The 17,429-nt window shown below is 64.6% G+C and carries 17 protein-coding genes; 7 read left to right on the top strand and 10 right to left on the bottom strand.

The annotated features are described in order from the left end of the window. Positions 1–45 precede the first annotated feature (45 nt). Complete coding sequence (locus LC092_RS00910; RefSeq protein WP_224804133.1) at positions 46–348, top strand: DUF3144 domain-containing protein; 303 nt, start codon at positions 46–48, stop codon at positions 346–348. Between the two features lie 70 nt (positions 349–418). Here LC092_RS00910 and LC092_RS00905 read toward each other — a convergent pair whose 3' ends face one another. Beyond that, the gene (locus tag LC092_RS00905; RefSeq protein ID WP_224804131.1) at positions 419–2,458 is read right to left on the bottom strand and encodes a 4Fe-4S dicluster domain-containing protein; all 2,040 of its coding nucleotides are present in this window, start codon (positions 2,456–2,458) and stop codon (positions 419–421) included. Positions 2,459–2,725: 267 nt separating this feature from the next. Here LC092_RS00905 and LC092_RS00900 point away from each other — a divergent pair, with 267 nt between their 5' ends. Then, a complete protein-coding gene (locus LC092_RS00900) occupies positions 2,726–3,262 on the top strand; it encodes a DUF3305 domain-containing protein (protein ID WP_224804129.1) in 537 nt (178 codons plus the stop codon). Further along, complete coding sequence (locus LC092_RS00895; RefSeq protein ID WP_224804127.1) at positions 3,259–4,086, top strand: DUF3306 domain-containing protein; 828 nt, start codon at positions 3,259–3,261, stop codon at positions 4,084–4,086. Before LC092_RS00900 ends, LC092_RS00895 begins: the two co-directional genes overlap by 4 nt. 44 nt (positions 4,087–4,130) lie before the next feature. Here LC092_RS00895 and LC092_RS00890 read toward each other — a convergent pair whose 3' ends face one another. Both LC092_RS00890 and moaA read right to left on the bottom strand, forming a co-directional pair. Next, positions 4,131–4,460 (bottom strand): hypothetical protein, encoded by a 330-nt coding sequence (locus LC092_RS00890; protein WP_224804124.1) that lies wholly within the window; start codon positions 4,458–4,460, stop codon positions 4,131–4,133. Positions 4,461–4,468: 8 nt separating this feature from the next. Beyond that, positions 4,469–5,470, bottom strand: a complete 1,002-nt coding sequence (gene moaA / locus LC092_RS00885) for a GTP 3',8-cyclase MoaA (RefSeq protein WP_224804122.1) — start codon at positions 5,468–5,470, stop codon at positions 4,469–4,471. 249 nt (positions 5,471–5,719) lie between these two features. Here moaA and LC092_RS00880 point away from each other — a divergent pair, with 249 nt between their 5' ends. Both LC092_RS00880 and LC092_RS00875 read left to right on the top strand, forming a co-directional pair. Next, positions 5,720–6,130, top strand: a complete 411-nt coding sequence (locus LC092_RS00880) for a gamma-butyrobetaine hydroxylase-like domain-containing protein (protein WP_412103499.1) — start codon at positions 5,720–5,722, stop codon at positions 6,128–6,130. 82 nt (positions 6,131–6,212) lie between these two features. After that, the gene (locus tag LC092_RS00875) at positions 6,213–6,905 is read left to right on the top strand and encodes a L,D-transpeptidase (protein ID WP_224804117.1); all 693 of its coding nucleotides are present in this window, start codon (positions 6,213–6,215) and stop codon (positions 6,903–6,905) included. 38 nt (positions 6,906–6,943) lie between these two features. On the opposite strand, the gene LC092_RS21315 is transcribed toward LC092_RS00875, so the two are convergent. From LC092_RS21315 to LC092_RS00845, 6 genes are all read right to left on the bottom strand, one after another. Further along, on the bottom strand, positions 6,944–7,363 hold the full coding sequence (locus LC092_RS21315; protein WP_412103498.1) for a c-type cytochrome: 420 nt from the start codon (positions 7,361–7,363) through the stop codon (positions 6,944–6,946). 204 nt (positions 7,364–7,567) lie between these two features. Further along, complete coding sequence (locus LC092_RS00865; protein ID WP_263626943.1) at positions 7,568–8,158, bottom strand: L,D-transpeptidase; 591 nt, start codon at positions 8,156–8,158, stop codon at positions 7,568–7,570. A gap of 190 nt (positions 8,159–8,348) precedes the next feature. Next, positions 8,349–9,983, bottom strand: coding sequence for a fumarate hydratase (locus LC092_RS00860; RefSeq protein ID WP_224804111.1), 1,635 nt, complete (start codon positions 9,981–9,983; stop codon positions 8,349–8,351). A 117-nt stretch (positions 9,984–10,100) separates the two neighbouring features. Continuing rightward, positions 10,101–10,664, bottom strand: coding sequence for a YceI family protein (locus LC092_RS00855; RefSeq protein WP_224804108.1), 564 nt, complete (start codon positions 10,662–10,664; stop codon positions 10,101–10,103). 41 nt (positions 10,665–10,705) lie between these two features. Continuing rightward, on the bottom strand, positions 10,706–11,305 hold the full coding sequence (locus tag LC092_RS00850; protein ID WP_224804106.1) for a cytochrome b: 600 nt from the start codon (positions 11,303–11,305) through the stop codon (positions 10,706–10,708). Positions 11,306–11,389: 84 nt separating this feature from the next. After that, positions 11,390–11,968 carry a YceI family protein gene (locus LC092_RS00845; RefSeq protein WP_224804104.1) on the bottom strand — a complete coding sequence of 193 codons (579 nt, stop codon included), beginning with the start codon at positions 11,966–11,968 and terminating at the stop codon, positions 11,390–11,392. Positions 11,969–12,249: 281 nt separating this feature from the next. On the opposite strand from LC092_RS00845, the gene LC092_RS00840 reads away from it, so the two are divergent. Continuing rightward, positions 12,250–12,882, top strand: a complete 633-nt coding sequence (locus tag LC092_RS00840; RefSeq protein WP_224804102.1) for a glutathione S-transferase family protein — start codon at positions 12,250–12,252, stop codon at positions 12,880–12,882. Positions 12,883–12,916: 34 nt separating this feature from the next. On the opposite strand, the gene LC092_RS00835 is transcribed toward LC092_RS00840, so the two are convergent. Next, a complete protein-coding gene (locus tag LC092_RS00835) occupies positions 12,917–13,615 on the bottom strand; it encodes a glutathione binding-like protein (protein WP_224804100.1) in 699 nt (232 codons plus the stop codon). A 235-nt stretch (positions 13,616–13,850) separates the two neighbouring features. Between LC092_RS00835 and LC092_RS00830 the strand changes: the two genes are divergently transcribed. Further along, positions 13,851–17,324, top strand: a complete 3,474-nt coding sequence (locus LC092_RS00830; protein WP_224804099.1) for a PAS domain S-box protein — start codon at positions 13,851–13,853, stop codon at positions 17,322–17,324. The last annotated feature ends 105 nt before the right edge of the window (positions 17,325–17,429 follow it).

The raw sequence follows: 17,429 nt of genomic DNA, 5'->3' as shown, positions 1-17,429 counted from the left end.
GGCCGAAAATCGCCGGGAACAGACCAAACCGAGGGAATATCGCTGATGAGCAATCGCCAGGACCGCCGCGCGGCACGGGCGCAAGGGGAACTCGACACCGCCGGCTTCCTGCAGGTCGCCGCCCGCTTCATTGATGTGGCCAATCGGGAAAACCGCAAGATCCCGGCAACCGACCTGCATCTGGCCTTCCTGTGGGCGGCCTCGCGCTACAACGCCCATGTCGCCAAGGCGGTGTTGCAGGTCGACGACCACGAGGCTTTCGTCGAGCATATGGTCAAGCAGTACACCGAGATGCTGCGGCAGAACCTCGCCGACCCCGAACTCGACCCGCCGGCCGGATCGGCGTAGTTCATCCGCAGTCGAACGAAAAGCGCCGCCGGACGATCCCGGCGGCGCTTTTGGTTCGGCGACTGGAAGATCAGTCGTCCTTGAGGAAATCGTCGGCCGAAAGCGGCGTCTTTTCGAGCGCCAGATAATCGTCCGTCGTCGCGATCCGCGGCCGCGCTCCGCCGCGAAGCGGCGTATCCGGCATCTCCCATTGCGCCGAGATGCGGCAGTCGTCGCACATTTCGATCAGCCGGGCCTGGTCTTCGCGCTGGAACATCCAGTGCTTGCCAGAGAGCTTCTCGCGAATGCGGGCAATCGAGGACTTCGTGCCGAAGGGCTTGCCGCAGGAGACGCAGGTCGCCGGCTCTTCCTCATGCAGCACGATCGGGCGGATCGCCTCCGGCGCCGAATTGTAGCGCGGCTCCAGCGTGATGACGTTCTCCGGGCAGGTGGTGGCGCACAATCCGCATTGCACGCAGGCGGCCTCGGTCAGGCTCACCTGCGGCTTGTCTGGATTGTCGGCCAGCGCATTGGCCGGACAGGACGAGACGCAGGCTAGACACAGCGTGCAGCCTTCGGCATCGATTGAAATGCGCCCATAGGGCGCCGTTTCCGGCAGCGCGATAACTTCGGTCGGCGCGGGTGCCGATTGCATCAGCCGGGAGATGACGCTGCGCGCGACGTCCCGCTTGCCGCCAACGGGAGCGACGGTTGCGGGCGTGGTCGGGAGCGGTCCGGACGCAGGCGTGAAACATCCGGCGACGGCATCCGGGTCGGCTTCCAGGGCGAGCGAGAACACGTCGCTGCCCGCATAGCCCATTCCCTCAAGCAGAGCCGTGGCGAGAGCGATCTCGCGCTCAAGCGCCGCGGTCTCGTCGGCCTGCGACGGCGGACAGAGGAAGACCATGCGCCTGGCGCCGGCAAGCACGGCCGCGAGCATCGCGTCATGGCCGAAGACGGTGACGGCATGGACCGCGACCGGCAACACGTTTCCCGGCAGCCCGTCCGAAAAGCGCGCCATGGCGTTGATCAGGTCGAGCCCGTGGCTTTCGTCATGCACCAGCACGACGGGGTCCTTGCCCCCGGCATTGGCGTAGGTGGCGAGCAGGGTCTGGAGCCGGTGGATCAGCGTGTCGCGCGCCGAATACTGATATGCCACCGCACCGGTCGGGCAATGTGCGGCGCAGGATCCGCAGCCTCCGCAAATGCCCGGATCGATCGCGATCTGGTTGCCGTTGCTGGTGATCGCGCCGGCGGGGCAGGCGTCGAGGCACTTGGAACAGCCGGTCTTGCCGGATCGGCCATGGGCGCAGATCGAGGCGTCATATTCCACGTAGACCGGCTTTTCGAAGGTGCCGACCATGTCGGAAATGTCGAAAAGCGCGCGTGCCACCGCGGCCGGGTCTTTCGGGTCGACGCGCTTGTAGCCATCGCGCTTGTCGGGCGCGGTGACCAGTGGCGTTTCGCCGGACAGATCGAGAATGAGGCTGCAGGTCGACTTTGCACCGTCGCGCGGCATCGCGAATTGCGCCGATCCGCGTGACGACGGCAGGATCTGCGCATAAGCGTCCACCGTCACGGAGAAGGCCCCGAGGGAGCCGGACACCGTGCGAATGCGTCCGCTGTGCACGGGCACCTCGAGAACCGTCGGCAGCACGAGATCCGAGGCATCGCTCAGGAGAAGCGAAACGGACAACCGGCCTTCGAGCGCGCGGGCGGCATCGAGGGCCTGCTGGCCCTTGCCGTAGATCAGGCAAACACCGTCGGATTCGATCGAGCGCAGGGACGCCGGCTCTCCGGTGACCATGGCTTCTGCGAGAAGTGCCGAGATCTTCGGGTGCGGATCGGTGCCGCGCGCGCACCAGCCGGCGCGCTCGCGAATGTTCACGTAGTCGATGCGCTGCGTGGCGCCGTGCTCTTCGGCCAATTCGTCGAAAAGCGGCGCCTCCTGCGTGCAGCCCACGACCAGCGGTTCCCCGGTGGCGAGGGCTTTTTCGAAGGCGGCGAGTTGCGAGCGGCACAACTGGGTGTGGAGCGGGGTGTTTGCGTCAAGTCCGTCGATCCGGGCGGGATCGAGGCGCATGGTCTTTTCGCAGTCGCACAGGAGAACCCTTGGCTGGGTCGCGGTCATGAATTCCTCCGTCGCGGAAACGTCGGGCCGCCGGGCGGCGCGTTCCCTCAGCTTGTCGTTTTGCCGGGAAGATAGCGCAGGTGAACGGGATTTTCCTAACCGAGATTGCCTTTGCCGCAAATCCGCGTGCGGGAGAGAAGACGCTGCGGTCTTGACAAAGGACAGACATTGTCTTTCAGGCTGCAAAGGCCCAAAATCAGAAGATGACCTGAGGTGACTCAGAGGCCCGTGTCGCCGATGCGGGTCAACGGATTTTGGGAGTTTTGCGTGGAACGGGAAGTGTCGGCCATGCTCGGCGTCGTTCTCGAACGGCGACCGGCGACATCGCGGTGGGTGGACTGGGTCTGGGCCGTGCCGGAAGTGGTCGCGGATCCTCCCGAAACCCACGGCTGGCGCGAAATCGCCCGGGACGGGGAGACGGTGCGGTATCTGTCGGCGCCGCATGCGCTGACGCTGCATCACAAGATGGTCGAGGCCTATGACAGCAATATCGAAACCGGCGCGCCCTGCGTCTGGGCGTTGCTGGAAGCAAGCGACAGTGGCGCCGAACCGGGATGGCGCGTCTTTGGCCTGACCGCTGATCCCTATGAGGCGGAAGGCTTTTTGGAGCGCCCCGACAGTCTGGTCGAACGGGTGCCCATGCCGCCTGCGACGGTCGCCTGGATGGCGCGGTTCCTGACCGCGATTCCCGAGGCGCCTGCTTTCAGGAAACGGCGCCGGACGAAGGCGGTCGAGGAACGGCAGATTTTCGGAAAGGCCCCGATCTTCAACCCCGACGGCCGGTCGGAAGAGGACGGATCATGAGCGCAAACGGCAGGGACACGGCGGGAAAGACATCATCGGGCAAGGGGATGACCGGCGACGAGGAGGCCGGGTTTCTGAGCCGCTGGTCTCAGCGCAAACGGGCGGTGCGCCAGGAACGCGAGCGCGATGAAACGCGCTTGGCGCCGGCGCCGGAGGAGCAGGCGGACAAAGTCGCCGAGGCGGCGCGGGTTCGCGAGGAAAACCAGTCGGCCGCTGAAGAAGTCGACCTGGAGACCTTGGCGTTCGACTCCGATTATTCGGTCTTCTTGAAAGAAGGTGTTTCAAAGCAGCTGAAAAACGCAGCACTGCGGAAGTTGTGGCGATCCAACCCGGTTCTCGCCTGTGTCGATGGTCTCAACGACTATGACGAGGACTTCCGTACCGTCGAAACTCTGGTCGAAGGCCTGAAGACCTCCTGGAAGGTCGGCAACGGCTACGGCTGGATGGAGGAGCGGGACAAGGCCGAAGCCACCGCGAAGGCGGCAGCGGAGAGTGAGGCACCTCCGCTTGAACCGGCCGTTGATGAAGCGACAAACGTCGCCGGGGCGGTTCAGGGCGAAGACGGCGCAGAACACGAAAAGGGCACCGTTCCGGATACGCAATCCGGGGTGGATGATCAGGCGGACGCAGCCGATGGGTCATCTGACTTGGCGCAAGGCGATGCGCCGTCCGGTCCAGCAGGGGCAATTGGTGCGGCGTCACCGGCTGAGCCTGTTCCGGATTTGCGGGACGGATCGCCCAGCGATGATCAAGGAGAGCGGGCCGAGGCATCGCGGCCGGAGCCACCCGCGCGCCCGGCGCGCCGACGGATGCGCTTCAGCTGACGTGGATTGTCACCCGGGGCCTGCTGAATTCGCCCTGGCGTTTGCTATTGCGGTGGAAATTGTGCCTGGCAATAGCTGACGGCTCGGGCTTTGAACGTCCCGTATTGTCCGTCGTCGATCACCGCATCCGCCCGCATCTGGTCGACGGCCCCGACCCGCTCCTTCAGGCAAGCGGCAAGTTGCGGGTTGTCGGCAGAGCCCGTGTCGTCAGCCGGCGCGAGGTGCTCGAACGGCGTCAGCGCCACGCCGGCGAAGCCGACGCGCCCGATCCAGACGATGGCGAGGACCGCAAGGACCGCGACCGCGAGCGCGGATAGCCGCGTCGCCGGCCGGTCAAGCAGCGCGCGCTTCGATCCACTGTCGGTTTTCTGCATGGCCGCACTCAGCCGCCGGTCACACTCATGTGCCGGGTCACGGCCGGCTGGCGGGTCTGCCGGTCGATCACGAAATCATGCCCCTTGGGCTTGCGCCCGATCGCCTCATCGATGGCGTCGTTCAGCAACTCGTCGCTTTCCGAGGCCCGAAGGGCTGCCCGCAGGTCGGCGCTGTCGTCCTGCCCGAGGCACATGTAGAGCATGCCGGTGCAGGTGACGCGCACCCGGTTGCAGCTTTCGCAGAAATTGTGGGTCATCGGCGTGATGAAGCCGACGCGGCCTCCGGTCTCCGCCACGCTGACGTAGCGGGCGGGTCCGCCGGTCTTGTAGGGGATGTCGGTGAGCGTGAATTCCGCGGCGATGCGCTCGCGCACCGTGGACAGCGGCAGATACTGGTCGGTGCGGTCTTCGTTGATCTCGCCGAGCGGCATGGTCTCGATCAGCGTCAGGTCGTAGCCCTGCTCGTGACACCAGCGCATCATCTGAACGATCTCGTGCTCGTTGACGCCCTTGAGCGCGACCATGTTGATCTTCACCTTGAGCCCGGCGGCGGTCGCGGCGCGAAGCCCGTCCATCACCTTGCCGAGGTCGCCCCAGCGCGTGATCGTCTTGAACTTCGCCGTGTCCAGCGTGTCGATCGAGACATTGATGCGTCGCACGCCGCAATCGTAGAGCTCCTGGGCGAACCGGGAGAGCTGCGAGCCGTTGGTGGTGATGGTCAGCTCTTCCAGCTTGCCGCTGTCGAGATGGCGCGACAGGCTGCGGATAAGGCTCATGATGTTCTTGCGCACCAGGGGCTCGCCGCCGGTCAGCCGCAGTTTGCGAACGCCCTTCTCGATGAAGGCGGAGCACAGGCGGTCGAGTTCCTCGAGGCTGAGCACTTCGCGCTTGGGCAGGAAGGTCATGTCCTCCGCCATGCAGTAAACGCAGCGGAAGTCGCAGCGATCGGTCACCGATACGCGCAGATAGCTGACTTCTCGTCCGAAGGGGTCGATCATCGGCTGGGGCATGTCCGTTTCCTCAACTGGGTGATGGCGCGTCCTCGCGGAGCTGCCAATTCCCGATCTCCTGCCTGTCGCCCAGGGCGCGGCATCCGTTTGTTCTTGGCAAGGTAGCGGAATGACGCCCGGCGTCAATTGCCGTAAGGGAGGAGTGTCGGCTTTCCGGCGTCCAGACCGCGAAGCCCTGAGACCCTTGTGGTTGCGGACTTGCCGCCAGCCATCGAAACGCTATGGTCCGGACCATGTTCCCGGCCCCGGATGGGGCTTTTTTCGAGTGAGAGGACGCAACCCGTGACCGACAGCAAGCCCTGGCCCACAGAGATCCGCCTCGCCAAGGACAAGAAGCAGCTGACCGTCGCCTTCGACACCGGGGAAAGCCACACCTTCGACGCCGAGTATCTTCGGGTGTGTTCGCCCTCCGCCGAGGTGCAGGGCCATTCGCCGGCACAAAAGCAGACAGTGCCGGGCAAGCGCGACGTCGGCATCATGCAGATCGAGCCTGTCGGAAACTATGCCGTGCGCATTCACTTCGACGACCTGCACAATACGGGGATCTTTTCCTGGGACTATTTCCTGAAGCTTGCCCGAGACCGGGACGAGATGTGGGGCGGATACCTGAAGGATCTCGAGGCAAAGGGACTGTCACGGGATCCCAAACATCGAAAATGAGGACCGGGCGTCGGGCCGTACGTCGACAAGGGCGCGGAATCAGGCCAATAATTCGGGGCTGCTTCCACCGGAGACCTGTGTCGTGCGCCAACGTCTTTCACGTCGTCCTCTCGAACCGGGCCTCCTGAGCCGCCGCGCGCTCATCGCCGGCCTGCCGTTGCTGCTTGCGGCGTGTCAGACAAAGGGGCGGTCGATCGAAGCCGCGGGCTTGACCCCGCGCGCCGACGGCGCGCCGGATTATGCGCTCGCCTATGCGGCGCGCACCGACGGCGGCTTTCGCATTCCGGCCATTCCCTGGCAGGACTTCGATCCGAAATACCTTCGCCAGTCGGTTCGCTACATCACCTCGGAAGAGCCGGGCACGGTCATCGTCGATCCGAAAAACAAGTTCCTGTATCTGGTCCAGCCGGGAGGGCGGGCGCTGCGCTACGGCATCGGCGTCGGACGGGCCGGGTTTGCCTGGTCGGGCGATGCGACGATCCGCTTCAAGCGTGAATGGCCGAAGTGGTTTCCGCCCGACGAGATGATCGAACGCGATCCCAAGCTGGAGAAATACCGCGACGGCCAGGATGGCGGGCCGAGCAATCCCATCGGGGCGCGCGGGCTGTATCTCTGGCAGGGCAACGTCGACACGCTCTACCGCATTCACGGGACGAACCAGCCGCGCAGTATCGGCACCAACGCGTCTTCCGGCTGTATCCGCATGTGGCAGCAGGACGTCATCGACCTGCATTCGCGGGTCAAGGTCGGGGCGAAGGTCGTGGTTCTCGGCTGACGCGCCGGTTGGTTTCCGGTCGCACTTCGCATGGGCGGTCAGTTGGCGTCCAGGCTTTGGGCGTAGGCGACGATCGCGTCGATGTCTTCGGCCTGAAGCACCACTTCCTTGATCGTCGCCGGTTGATCGGGGGGACGCGCGTCGTCCGTGTCGAGCCGGACATGCGCGGGATGCGGCCGGCGGGCATAGAATGTCTCGAAGCGGTCGCGCCAGTCCGACAATGCCTTCACCATGATCATGAAGGACGGCGTTGAGGAAATGCCACTCATCCTGTCGTCGGGCGAGACCACATGGCAGCGCGCGCAGTGGAGCTGTGACAGCGCCTTGCCGCGGCTTTCAAGCGCGGGGTCTGCCTGTGCAACCGCGGGAAGGAGCAGGGCGGCGCTGACAAGCAGCCAAAGTCGTCTTGTGACGTTTGGGCCGCGGCCGTGGATTGCCCTTGCGCCCGCATGCGGCATTGATGTGCATCTTGCGCGATGTCTCATCCCGACCTCCGCCGATCCTGGTTTGCCGGCTGAAGGTTAGCGCCTTTTTAGTTCGCGGGGGAGTCGCTGCAGTGCTGGCGGCGCGCTGCGCCATAAGGGGCGGGGCAACAAAAAGGGCCGGCGAAAACCGGCCCTCTTGCAACAGGTTTGATGGCGCCTTGCGGCGGTGGCGCTGTATCAGCGCTTGACGACGACCTTCGTCCCGACGGGGACATTGTCATACAGGTGCTTCACATCGTCGTTGGCCATGCGGATGCAGCCGGACGAAACGGCGGTGCCGATGGTCCAGGGCTCGTTGGAGCCGTGGATGCGATAGAGCGTACTGCCGAGATACATGGCGCGCGCACCCAGCGGGTTGTTCGGTCCGCCCGGCATGTGGGCGGGCAGGATCCGGCCCTTGCGGCGCTCGCGGGCGCGCATCTGCGGCGGCGGCGTCCAGCCCGGCCACTCCGCCTTGCGGGTGATGCGCTGGGTGCCGGCCCACTGGAAGCCCTCGCGGCCGACGCCGATGCCGTATTTCATGGCGCGTCCGTTGCCCAGAACGTGATAGAGGCGGCGCTCACTGGTGTCGATGATGATCGTGCCGGGGCCATACGGACCGTCATAGCTGACCCGCTTGCGCGGGATCGGCGACTTGCCGCTCGGCGCGCCATAGGCGCTGTAGTCGATCCACTGTTTGGTCGCCGGGTCGAAGTAACGGGCGGCGAGCGCTGGCGTGGCGACGACCGCCGCAGCCACGGTTATTGCTAGCAAACGAAAGAAACGCATCTCAAGATCCCCATCCGGTGGTCAATCAAACCATCCTCCCAGCGGTCGGCGGTCCATTAACGATGATCGGCATTGTCCCTTGCAAAGCGGTTAATGCAAAGGGCCGTCGTGGAACAACCGTAGCGAAATTTTGGCGTGAGGACGTGACCGGGATCACATCCTTGTGAGGATGTGTCCCGATGCGGTCGGCTCAACCGAGATTGAGTTCCTTGAAGAAGTCGTTGCCCTTGTCGTCGATGACGATGAACGCGGGGAAGTCCTCGACCTCGATTCGCCAGATGGCTTCCATGCCGAGCTCCTCGAACTCGACGACCTCGACCTTCTTGATGCAGTCCTGGGCGAGGCGGGCGGCGGGGCCGCCGATCGAGCCGAGGTAGAAGCCGCCATGCGCCTGACAGGCGCGGCGCACCTGGGCCGAGCGGTTGCCCTTGGCGAGCATCACCATGGAGCCGCCGGCCGCCTGGAACTGGTCGACATAGGCATCCATGCGCCCCGCGGTCGTGGGGCCGAAGGAGCCGGAGGCATAGCCTTCCGGCGTTTTCGCAGGTCCGGCGTAATAGATCGGATGCTGCTTGAAATAGTCCGGAAGCGGTTCGCCGGCTTCCAGGCGCGCGCGCAGCTTGGCATGTGCCAGGTCGCGGGCGACGATCACCGGGCCGGTCAGCGACAGGCGGGTCTTGATCGGGTGGCGGGAGAGTTCCTGCAGGATCTCCGGCATCGGCCGGGTGAGATCGATCTTGACCACGTGGTCGGACAGGGTTTCGTCGGTCACTTCCGGCAGATATTTGACCGGCTCGCGCTCCAGCGCCTCCAGGAAGATGCCGTCCTTGGTGATCTTGCCCAGCGCCTGACGGTCGGCGGAACAGGAGACACCGATGCCGATCGGCAGTGACGCGCCGTGTCGCGGAAGGCGGATCACACGCACGTCGTGACAGAAATACTTGCCGCCGAACTGCGCGCCGACGCCGGTGTCCTGCGTCAGCTTGTGGATCTGCGCTTCCATTTCGTGGTCGCGGAAGGCGTGGCCAAGCTCCGAGCCGGCATCCGGCAGACCGTCCAGATAGCGTGCGGAGGCAAGTTTCACCGTCTTCAGCGTCATTTCCGCCGATGTGCCGCCGATGACGATGGCCAGGTGATAGGGCGGGCAGGCCGCCGTGCCGAGCGTCAGGATCTTTTCCTTGATGAAATCGATCAGCCGCTCGGGAGTCAGCAGCGATGGCGTGCCCTGATAGAGGAAGGTCTTGTTGGCCGACCCGCCGCCCTTCGCCATGAACAGGAACTTGTAGGCGTCCTCGCCCTCGCTGTAGAGCTCGACCTGGGCCGGCATGTTGTTGGAGGTGTTCTTCTCCTCGAACATGGAAATCGGTGCGAGCTGCGAATACCGCAGGTTCTTCTTGAAGTAGGCGTCGCGCGCGCCCTCCGCCAGCTTCGCCTCGTCCGCGCCATTGGTCCACACGCGGCGCCCCTTCTTGCCCATGATGATCGCCGTGCCCGTGTCCTGGCACATCGGCAATACGCCGTGCGCCGAGATATTGGCGTTCTTCAACAGGTCGAAGGCGACGAACTTGTCGTTTTCGGTTGCCTCTGGATCGTCGAGGATCTTGCGCAACTGCGCGAGATGGCCCGGTCGCAGGAAGTGGTTGATGTCGGCAAAGGCCTCCTCGGCCAGGAGGCGCAGCCCTTCCGGCTCGACTACCAGCACGTCCTCGCCGTTGAAGCTGTCGACGCGCACATGGTCGCCGGACAGCTTGCGGTAGGGCGTCGTGTCCTCGGTCAGCGGAAACAGCGAGGCATGACGGTAGGCGGGGGACTTTTGTTCGGACATGGCGGACCTTGACCTGCATCTAGGGGAAAGAGGGTGCCGCCTTTTACGCCAATCGGGGAGCCCGCGCCAAGGGACACGCCTTCAGATTTTCATATCCGGTGAGCACGGCGACCGGCCTTAGCGGGTCGCCGTGATCTCAAGGGTCACGGTCACGGGATCGGCGACCGCCGGCGGGGCGACATCCGTGCCGACACCAAAGAGCATTCGGGCCAGCGAGACTTGCGCTTCCGCGCGCGCCGTGTCGCCGTCGATGGTCAGCGTGAAGGGCAGGACGAAGGGCTGGCTTGTGCCCTTGATGGTCAAGGTTCCGCGCGCCTCATAGGCGTTGTCGCCGGTGGAGACGATGTCCTGCGAGGTAAAGGTCGCTTCCGGATGGCTCGAAGTGTCGAACCATGAGGCCCCGGGCAGGGTCTGGTTGATCTGCGGCTGGCCGGTTTGCGCCGAGCCGGGACGCACGGTTGCGGAAATTTCCGCGTCCTCCAGCGCTTCCGGGTCGAGCCGGATCCGGGCGCTCCAGTCCTCGAAACGTCCTTCGACGGGTGCGCCGTTCTGCTGCGCGACGAAAGCGATCTTGCTGGCCTCCCGGTCGACGGTCCAATTTGCGGCCGTTGCCGGACCGGCAACAAGGGCGAAAAGACCTGCCGCGAGAGCCAGTCGCGTCAGTGCGCAAGATAGGGTCATGGTAACTCCTGAGCGTTTTTGACGGTCCGCAATCCGGGCGGTCAGCTCCGGCGAGGCGTCTCGGCGCGTGCGGGCGCCGTCGAAATCATGCGCTTGAAGACCGCGTCGCGGTTGATGAAATGATGCTTCAAGGCCGCCGCGACATGCGCGACGAAAAGCGCGAGAAGGGCGAACCCGAGAAGTTCGTGAACCTCCTTGAAGAGGTTTTCCGCCTGTGCCTTCGTCCCCAACATCTCAGGTACGGGCAGATGCGGAACCGGGATCACGTTGAAGAGCACGGTCGGGATGCCCCAGGGGGAGGCGGAGACCATCAGCCAGCCGGAGATCGGCAAGGCGAAGAGCAGCGCATAGAGCCCGGCATGGCCGAGATGTGCGGCCGTGCGCTGATAGGCCGGCATCTCCTTTGGAAGGGCCGGAGACGGATTGGCGAACCGCCAGACTAGCCGGAGCGCGGCAAGGCCGAGCACCAGAAATCCGAAGGACTTGTGCCACTGATAGATCGCGAAAGTGTCCGGCGCGGTCGGGTCCAGGCCGGTCATGTATTTGCCCACCGCGAACAGGCCGATCATCAGCACGGCCATGGTCCAGTGAAATGCGATGGCGACACTGCCATATCCCTTGGACGTATTGCGGATCTGCATCATGGCCTCCTTGGGGACGCGCTGCCGGGTCCGGATACGGGCACGCGGGCGGGTGTTCGCCCGCGTGCCCGAAAGTGCGGGCGTTTACTTTGCCTGCAGCGCTTCGGCGCTGAAGGAAATCGTCACCTCATCCCCGACATAAGGCACATACATGTCCATTCCATAGTCGGTGCGCTTCACCACCGTCGTCGCGTCGAGACCGACGGCCGGCACCTTCGCCATCGGATGTTCGCCCTGGGCGTTGACCGTCACGTCGAAGGTCGCCGGCTTGGTGATGCCCTTGATCGTCAGGTCGCCGGTAACGGCCAGCGTGGTCTCGCCGGTCTTCTCGACGCTGGTCGAGGTGAAGGTCGCGGTTGGATGCTCTTCGACACCGAAGAAATCGGCGCTCTTCAGGTGCGTGTCGCGCTCGGCCCAGAAAGTGTCGATGCTCTCGACGTTGACCGTCATGGAGATCTTGGAATTGGCGGGCGTGTCGAGATCGATCAGGAGCTCGCCGTCCCAGTCGCCGAAGCGGCCGTCGGTCGTGGAGTAGCCGAGGTGGTCGTAGGAAAAGACTAGGTTGGCGTGGGACTTGTCGAAGTCATAGGCCACGGGCTCGGCGGCGAGCGGGGTGGCGAAGAGAAGCGCCGCGAGTGCGGCGGCGGTACGGATCTTGGTCATGCAAACCCTCTTGAAGTCGTGTCTTGGGCAGAACCGCAAGCGCGGCGGCATGCTGCACATTTCGTCCGTGCGGGGCCGATCATCAAGCACGCCCTATTGAATTCACTGTCCACTCAGCGTGAACGGACCGGGCTTGGGTCCGGCTACTACGTGTCAATTGAATGACGGTGAGGGGCTGTCGATTCGCGTGGATGGCCGCGGGCATCCGGCTTGAACCGCCGGCGGGTCTATGTCGAAATGGACCTTTCGGGCGTCAGCAGCGCCAGGCCAGGGGAGCGGCAATGATCGACCTGTACACATGGACAACCCCCAACGGGCGCAAGGTCTCCATCATGCTGGAGGAATGCGAGCTGCCCTACACCGTGTTTCCGGTCGATATCCTGAACCGGGAGCAGTACCGGCCGAACTTCCTCCATATCTCCCCGAACGGAAAAATCCCGGCAATCGTCGACCGGGAGGCCGGCGTCAGCCTGATGGAATCGGGCGCGATCCTTTTGTATCTGGCGGAAAAGGCCGGCCGGCTCCTGCCGCGCGAGGGGCCCGAGCGGCTCCGGGTCATCGAATGGCTGATGTGGCAGATGGGCGGTTTCGGCCCGATGCTGGGGCAGGCGCATCATTTCCTGCATTTCAATCCGGGAAAGGCCGCCTATGCGGAGGAGCGCTATGCGGACGAAGCGCGCCGGCTCTATGGCGTGCTGGACAGGCAACTGAGCGAGCACGAGTTCGTCGCCGGCGACTATTCGATCGCCGATATCGCGATCTGGCCCTGGGCGAGCCGGTATCAGTGGCAGGGCGTCGATTTCGGCGCCTTCCCGAACGTGCGTCGCTGGTATCTCGAGCTCGCGGCCCGTCCTGCCGTTCAACGCGGCTACGATGTGCCGGAAACCTCGGCCGGGATCCCGTTGCCGGCCTGATGCCTGAAAGCGGCCGGCCGGCAACGGGCCTGCCTCATGCCGGGATGGCAATGCCACGCTGGAAGGCGGGGCGCTCCAGGCAGCGCTTCATCCAGCGCTGCACACTGGGCAATGCGTCGAGCCCGGACAGGGCGCCCGCTTCATAGAAACCGCCGAGCGTGCGCAGCCATGGCACGATCGCGATGTCGGCGATGGTGTAGTCGTCGTCCATGATGTAGGCGCGCCCGTCCAGGCGCTGTTCCAGAACGCCGAGCAGACGCTTCGTTTCGTTGAGGTAGCGCTCGCGCGGATAGGGATCCGTCACCTTGTCGGCGGCAAACTTGTGGAAGTGGCCGAACTGCCCGAACATCGGCCCGACGCCGCCCATCTGGAACATCAGCCACTGCAGGCACTCGTAGCGCCGGCGCGGATCCCCGGGCAGCAGCCGGCCGGTCTTTTCCGCAAGATAGATCAGGATCGCGCCGCTCTCGAAGAGGCCGATTGGCGCTCCGTCCGGCCCATCGGGATCGATGATCGCGGGGATCTTGTTGTTCGGGTTGAGCGAGAGGAATTCCGGCGTCATCTGGTCGTTGGTGTCGAAGGAGACGCGATGCGCCTCATAGGGGAGGCCGAGTTCCTCCAGCGCGACCGAGACCTTGATGCCGTTCGGCGTCGGCAGGGAGTAGAGCTGGATTCGGTCCGGCATTGTCGCGGGCCAGCGGGAGGTGATGGGGAAGTCGCTGAGGTCTGGCATTCTGCCCTCGTATCGTGGAGTTTGATCGGGTGTCTGGTTAGAGGATCTTGCGGCGGGTGTCTCGTCACGCTTTCGTTCGCACCGCCACATACAGACGAAATACCCAGGCGACACATACAGATGTCATGGCGCAGCGACCGGCGCCGCGTGCTAGGCTTGCATGCAACCGACACCATGTCCGAGACGCCAATCGGGACTTCGCGGTTCCGCCTGAAAAAAGGAGACTGCCGCGGCAATGGCATCGGCACCTACCAGACCTACGGTCCGCACGGCGGTCCTGATTGCAGGTGTCCTTGCCCTGTGCGCGGCGGCCATCTGGGTGGTGGTCGACCATATGCGCGTGGACCTCATCAACGAGGCGAACCAGGTTCTGGAAGCGCGGTTGCGCATGGCCGAGCGTCATGGCCTCTATCATACGGTTTCCCGGGATGCGAAGGAGCAGCCGCCTGGGGGCGAAGCGGACGGGGCCGACGATGCGCCGGACGTCGATGTCGCGATGCGGATCCTCTATTCGGTCGAACCGAGGCGGCCGCAGATCCCATCGCCACCGCAGGACGATGCGCTGTCGCGGGCGCGCGCCGCCTTATTCGAGCGTCAGGAAGGCGTGTTTTCAACCAGCGCTCGCCGGGACGGTGGCATCGATCTCTTCATGGCGGTGCCGCTCGAACACACCCGCGGCTGCCTTGCCTGCCACGGTGCGGGTGGCATGGCGGCGGGGCAACCGGAACGGTTGCAATGGGAGGTGCCCGAGGGTGTCGGGATGCTCGTCGGGCGGTCGCGGATCGGCGATTTGTCCCTGCGGGCGGAGGACACCATCGAATTGTCGGCCGTGACCGCCGCGCTCACCAGCATTTTCCTGCTTGGCATTCTGTTGAACCGCCAGAGGCGGCAGAGCGAGATGGCGACGCTGAAGACCGGCGCCGCGCAGGCGGAGGTTCGGCGTCTGGAAGACCTCGCCAATGCCCAGCGCGAAACGCGCGAACGGGACGCTCGTCTCAGAACGGTTGTCGAAAGCATCGGTGAGGGTCTGTTGATCTACGACACGCAAGGCGTGATCGAGAGTGCGAATCCCGCCGCGAACCGCATCTTCGGGCATGAGCGCGCGGGGCTCGCGGGCCGATCCGTGATTTCGCTGTTCGCCACGCCCGGACACGTGGAGCCGATTGCGTTTCACCTGTTTCCGTCTCCGAGCGACTCCGAGCCCTTAAGCCAGACCATGGAGTTCGACGGACTGAGGCTCGACGGCGGCCGTGTCCCCGTCGAACTGGCGGTCAACAGCGTGCAAACCGCGAAGGCGCGGCTTTATGTTGCGGTGGTGCGGAATATTTCCAGGCGCAAGGATACCGAACGGCAATTGCGCCAGGCTCAGGAGCGCTTGCGCGGGGCGATCGAAGCCCTTCCCGACGCCTTTGTTCTCTACGATGCCGACGACCGCCTCGTGATTTGCAATCAGCGCTACCGTGACCTTTATTCCCTGAGCGCCGAGGCGATCCGGCCGGGGCAGCAATTTGAGGAAATGCTGCGCTACGGCGTGGCGCTTGGCCAGTATGCCGATGCCCTTCAGGATCCCGAAGGCTGGATCGCCGAGCGGTTGCGCCTCCATCGCTCGCCGCCATCGCAACCGATCGAGCAGCATCTTGGTGACGGGCGCTGGCTTCGCGTTTTCGAGCGCCGCATGCCGGATGGGCAGACCGTCGGTTTTCGCATCGACATCACCGAGCTCAAGCGTCGCGAGGAAGCTCTGCGCAAGAGCGAAGGACAGTTGCGGGCAGTGGTCGGCGGCGCGCTCGACGCCATCGTGGTGGTCAATGCCGAGGGGGATATCCTGGAGTTCAATCCGGCGGCCGAAAGGGTGTTCGGCTACGCGCGGGCGGATGTGATGGGTGTTGCGGCACGCGGGCTGCTTGTTCCGGAACGCCATCGGCGGGCCTACGACGAACAGATCCGCAGCGTTTTGCAAGCCCCCCATCTCGACACGGAAGGGGTGCGGATAGAAGCGCGCGCGCTGACCCGAGACGGCGGCGAGATCCTGATGGAAGTGGCGTTCAACTCGGTGCTTGGAGAAAACGGCCCTGTCATCATCGCCTTCATGCGCGACATCACGCAGGAGCGTGCCAAGACGGTGGCGCTTGAGGAGGCGCGGGTGCAAGCGGAGGAGGCCGACCGGGCGAAGTCGGACTTCCTCGCCATGATGAGCCACGAGATCCGCACCCCGCTCAATGCCGTCCTTGGCCTTCTCGACCTGCTGTTGCATACGCCTTTGCAGCCGGATCAAAAGCGCCATACCGAAACAGCCCGGGACGCGGCACTTGCGCTGCTTCAGATCCTTAACGACGTCCTGGATTTCTCCCGCCTGGAGGCGCGCCGGCTTGCGTTCTTCGATGCGCCCTTCGATCCGGCAGCGCTGGTAGAGGCCGTGCGGGCGCTGTTTGCGGCCAAGGTTGCCGAAAAAGGGCTGTTCCTTGACGTCAATGTCGCGCCGGATGTTCCCGATGGGCTCGTTGGCGATGCCGGTCGCATCCGGCAGGTGCTCATCAATCTCGTGGCGAATGCGGTGAAATTTACCCCGCATGGCGGGGTGAGCGTGAAAGTCGGCCTCAGGAAAACCGCGGCAGAAGACGCAAGCAATCTGATTCCGCTGCTGATCGAGGTGGAAGACACCGGGGTTGGCATTTCCGGGACCGATCCTGCGAAGGTCTTTTCAAGGTTCGTGACCAGTCGCGAGGGGACGGGGTCGCGTGGCGAGGGCGTGGGGCTGGGACTTGCGATCAGCCTGGAACTCACGGAAGGGATGGGCGGCAGCCTCTCGCTTCAGCCGCGCGAGGGGGGAGGAAGCCGGTTCCTCGTCTCGCTCGACCTGGCCCGCGCCGATGCCTTGGAGGTCTCCGGGACCGAGACCGAGGACCGGGCTCCGGACTATCGCGTCCTGCATGGCGCGATGATCCTGCTTGCCGAAGACAATGCGACGAACCGAATGATGACAGGGCACCTGCTGGATCGCTGGGGCTGCCGGTATTCCACCGCGGAAACCGGCAGGGAGGTGCTGGACCGGTTGCAGCACGACGTGTTCGATGCGGTCTTGATGGATGTCTCGATGCCGGAGATGGACGGGATCGAGGCAACCAGACGGATCCGCGCTGGCGAAGGCGGCCATGAGACGACGCCGATCGTGGCGCTGACCGCGCATGCGCTGGTGGAGGAGCGCGACAAAGCGCTCGAGGCCGGAATGAATGCCTTCGTCACGAAACCGGTGGATGCCGCGGCCTTGCGCCGGACCCTTGCGGAGGTCCTGGGCGGTGGAGCGCCCGGCCGCGAGCGCTGGCTCTCGCCCGCATCCCAGGCGGAGCGGACATTGCAGGACACGCTTTTCGACGACGAGAAGCTCCAGCCGCTGGACCGGGACCTGCCGCCAGATCTGCGCGACAATATCTACGCCCGATGCGTGATCGACTTGCGCGCACAGGCAGACCGTCTCGCGACCACGGAGGATCCGGCGACGACGGCTGCGGCCAGTCACGTGATCGGGTCGCTGGCGGCGACCTTCGGCGCAAATGGCGTCTCCGAAAAAGCCGTCGCACAGGAACGGGCCGCGGCGCGTACCCCCGTCGACCCGGATTTTCGCGCCGGCGTCGAGCTGCTTGTTGAAGAAGTCCGCAGGCTTGCCGACGCCCTGGACGCGCGGCGCACGAGCGTCGCAGACGGAGACTAGGGAGCGGGCCGGCTGCGACCCATGCCCCGGTGGATTTTTGCGAATTGCGTCTTGGACTTGTCAAGATTGCGTGATCGATTGAACATTGAGAAAAGAAACTCCCCG

The sequence above is a fragment of the Stappia stellulata genome (assembly GCF_020176715.1).
In the GTDB taxonomy this organism is placed as follows: Bacteria; Pseudomonadota; Alphaproteobacteria; order Rhizobiales; family Stappiaceae; genus Stappia.
Note: the sequence above shows the minus strand (reverse complement) of the source record. Positions and strands in the feature narration are given on the sequence as shown.

Bases quoted from the DNA above. Each gene is read 5' to 3' on its own strand.
- LC092_RS00850 (WP_224804106.1), bottom strand. From the start codon at position 11,305: ATGCAGATCCGCAATACGTCCAAGGGATATGGCAGTGTCGCCATCGCA.
- LC092_RS00860 (WP_224804111.1), bottom strand. From the start codon at position 9,983: ATGTCCGAACAAAAGTCCCCCGCCTACCGTCATGCCTCGCTGTTTCCG.
- LC092_RS00830 (WP_224804099.1), top strand. From the start codon at position 13,851: ATGGCATCGGCACCTACCAGACCTACGGTCCGCACGGCGGTCCTGATT.
- LC092_RS00840 (WP_224804102.1), top strand. From the start codon at position 12,250: ATGATCGACCTGTACACATGGACAACCCCCAACGGGCGCAAGGTCTCC.
- LC092_RS21315 (WP_412103498.1), bottom strand. From the start codon at position 7,363: ATGCCGCATGCGGGCGCAAGGGCAATCCACGGCCGCGGCCCAAACGTC.
- LC092_RS00845 (WP_224804104.1), bottom strand. From the start codon at position 11,968: ATGACCAAGATCCGTACCGCCGCCGCACTCGCGGCGCTTCTCTTCGCC.
- moaA (WP_224804122.1), bottom strand. From the start codon at position 5,470: ATGCCCCAGCCGATGATCGACCCCTTCGGACGAGAAGTCAGCTATCTG.
- LC092_RS00835 (WP_224804100.1), bottom strand. From the start codon at position 13,615: ATGCCAGACCTCAGCGACTTCCCCATCACCTCCCGCTGGCCCGCGACA.
- LC092_RS00905 (WP_224804131.1), bottom strand. From the start codon at position 2,458: ATGACCGCGACCCAGCCAAGGGTTCTCCTGTGCGACTGCGAAAAGACC.
- LC092_RS00855 (WP_224804108.1), bottom strand. From the start codon at position 10,664: ATGACCCTATCTTGCGCACTGACGCGACTGGCTCTCGCGGCAGGTCTT.
- LC092_RS00890 (WP_224804124.1), bottom strand. From the start codon at position 4,460: ATGCAGAAAACCGACAGTGGATCGAAGCGCGCGCTGCTTGACCGGCCG.
- LC092_RS00865 (WP_263626943.1), bottom strand. From the start codon at position 8,158: ATGCGTTTCTTTCGTTTGCTAGCAATAACCGTGGCTGCGGCGGTCGTC.
- LC092_RS00910 (WP_224804133.1), top strand. From the start codon at position 46: ATGAGCAATCGCCAGGACCGCCGCGCGGCACGGGCGCAAGGGGAACTC.
- LC092_RS00895 (WP_224804127.1), top strand. From the start codon at position 3,259: ATGAGCGCAAACGGCAGGGACACGGCGGGAAAGACATCATCGGGCAAG.
- LC092_RS00880 (WP_412103499.1), top strand. From the start codon at position 5,720: ATGGGGCTTTTTTCGAGTGAGAGGACGCAACCCGTGACCGACAGCAAG.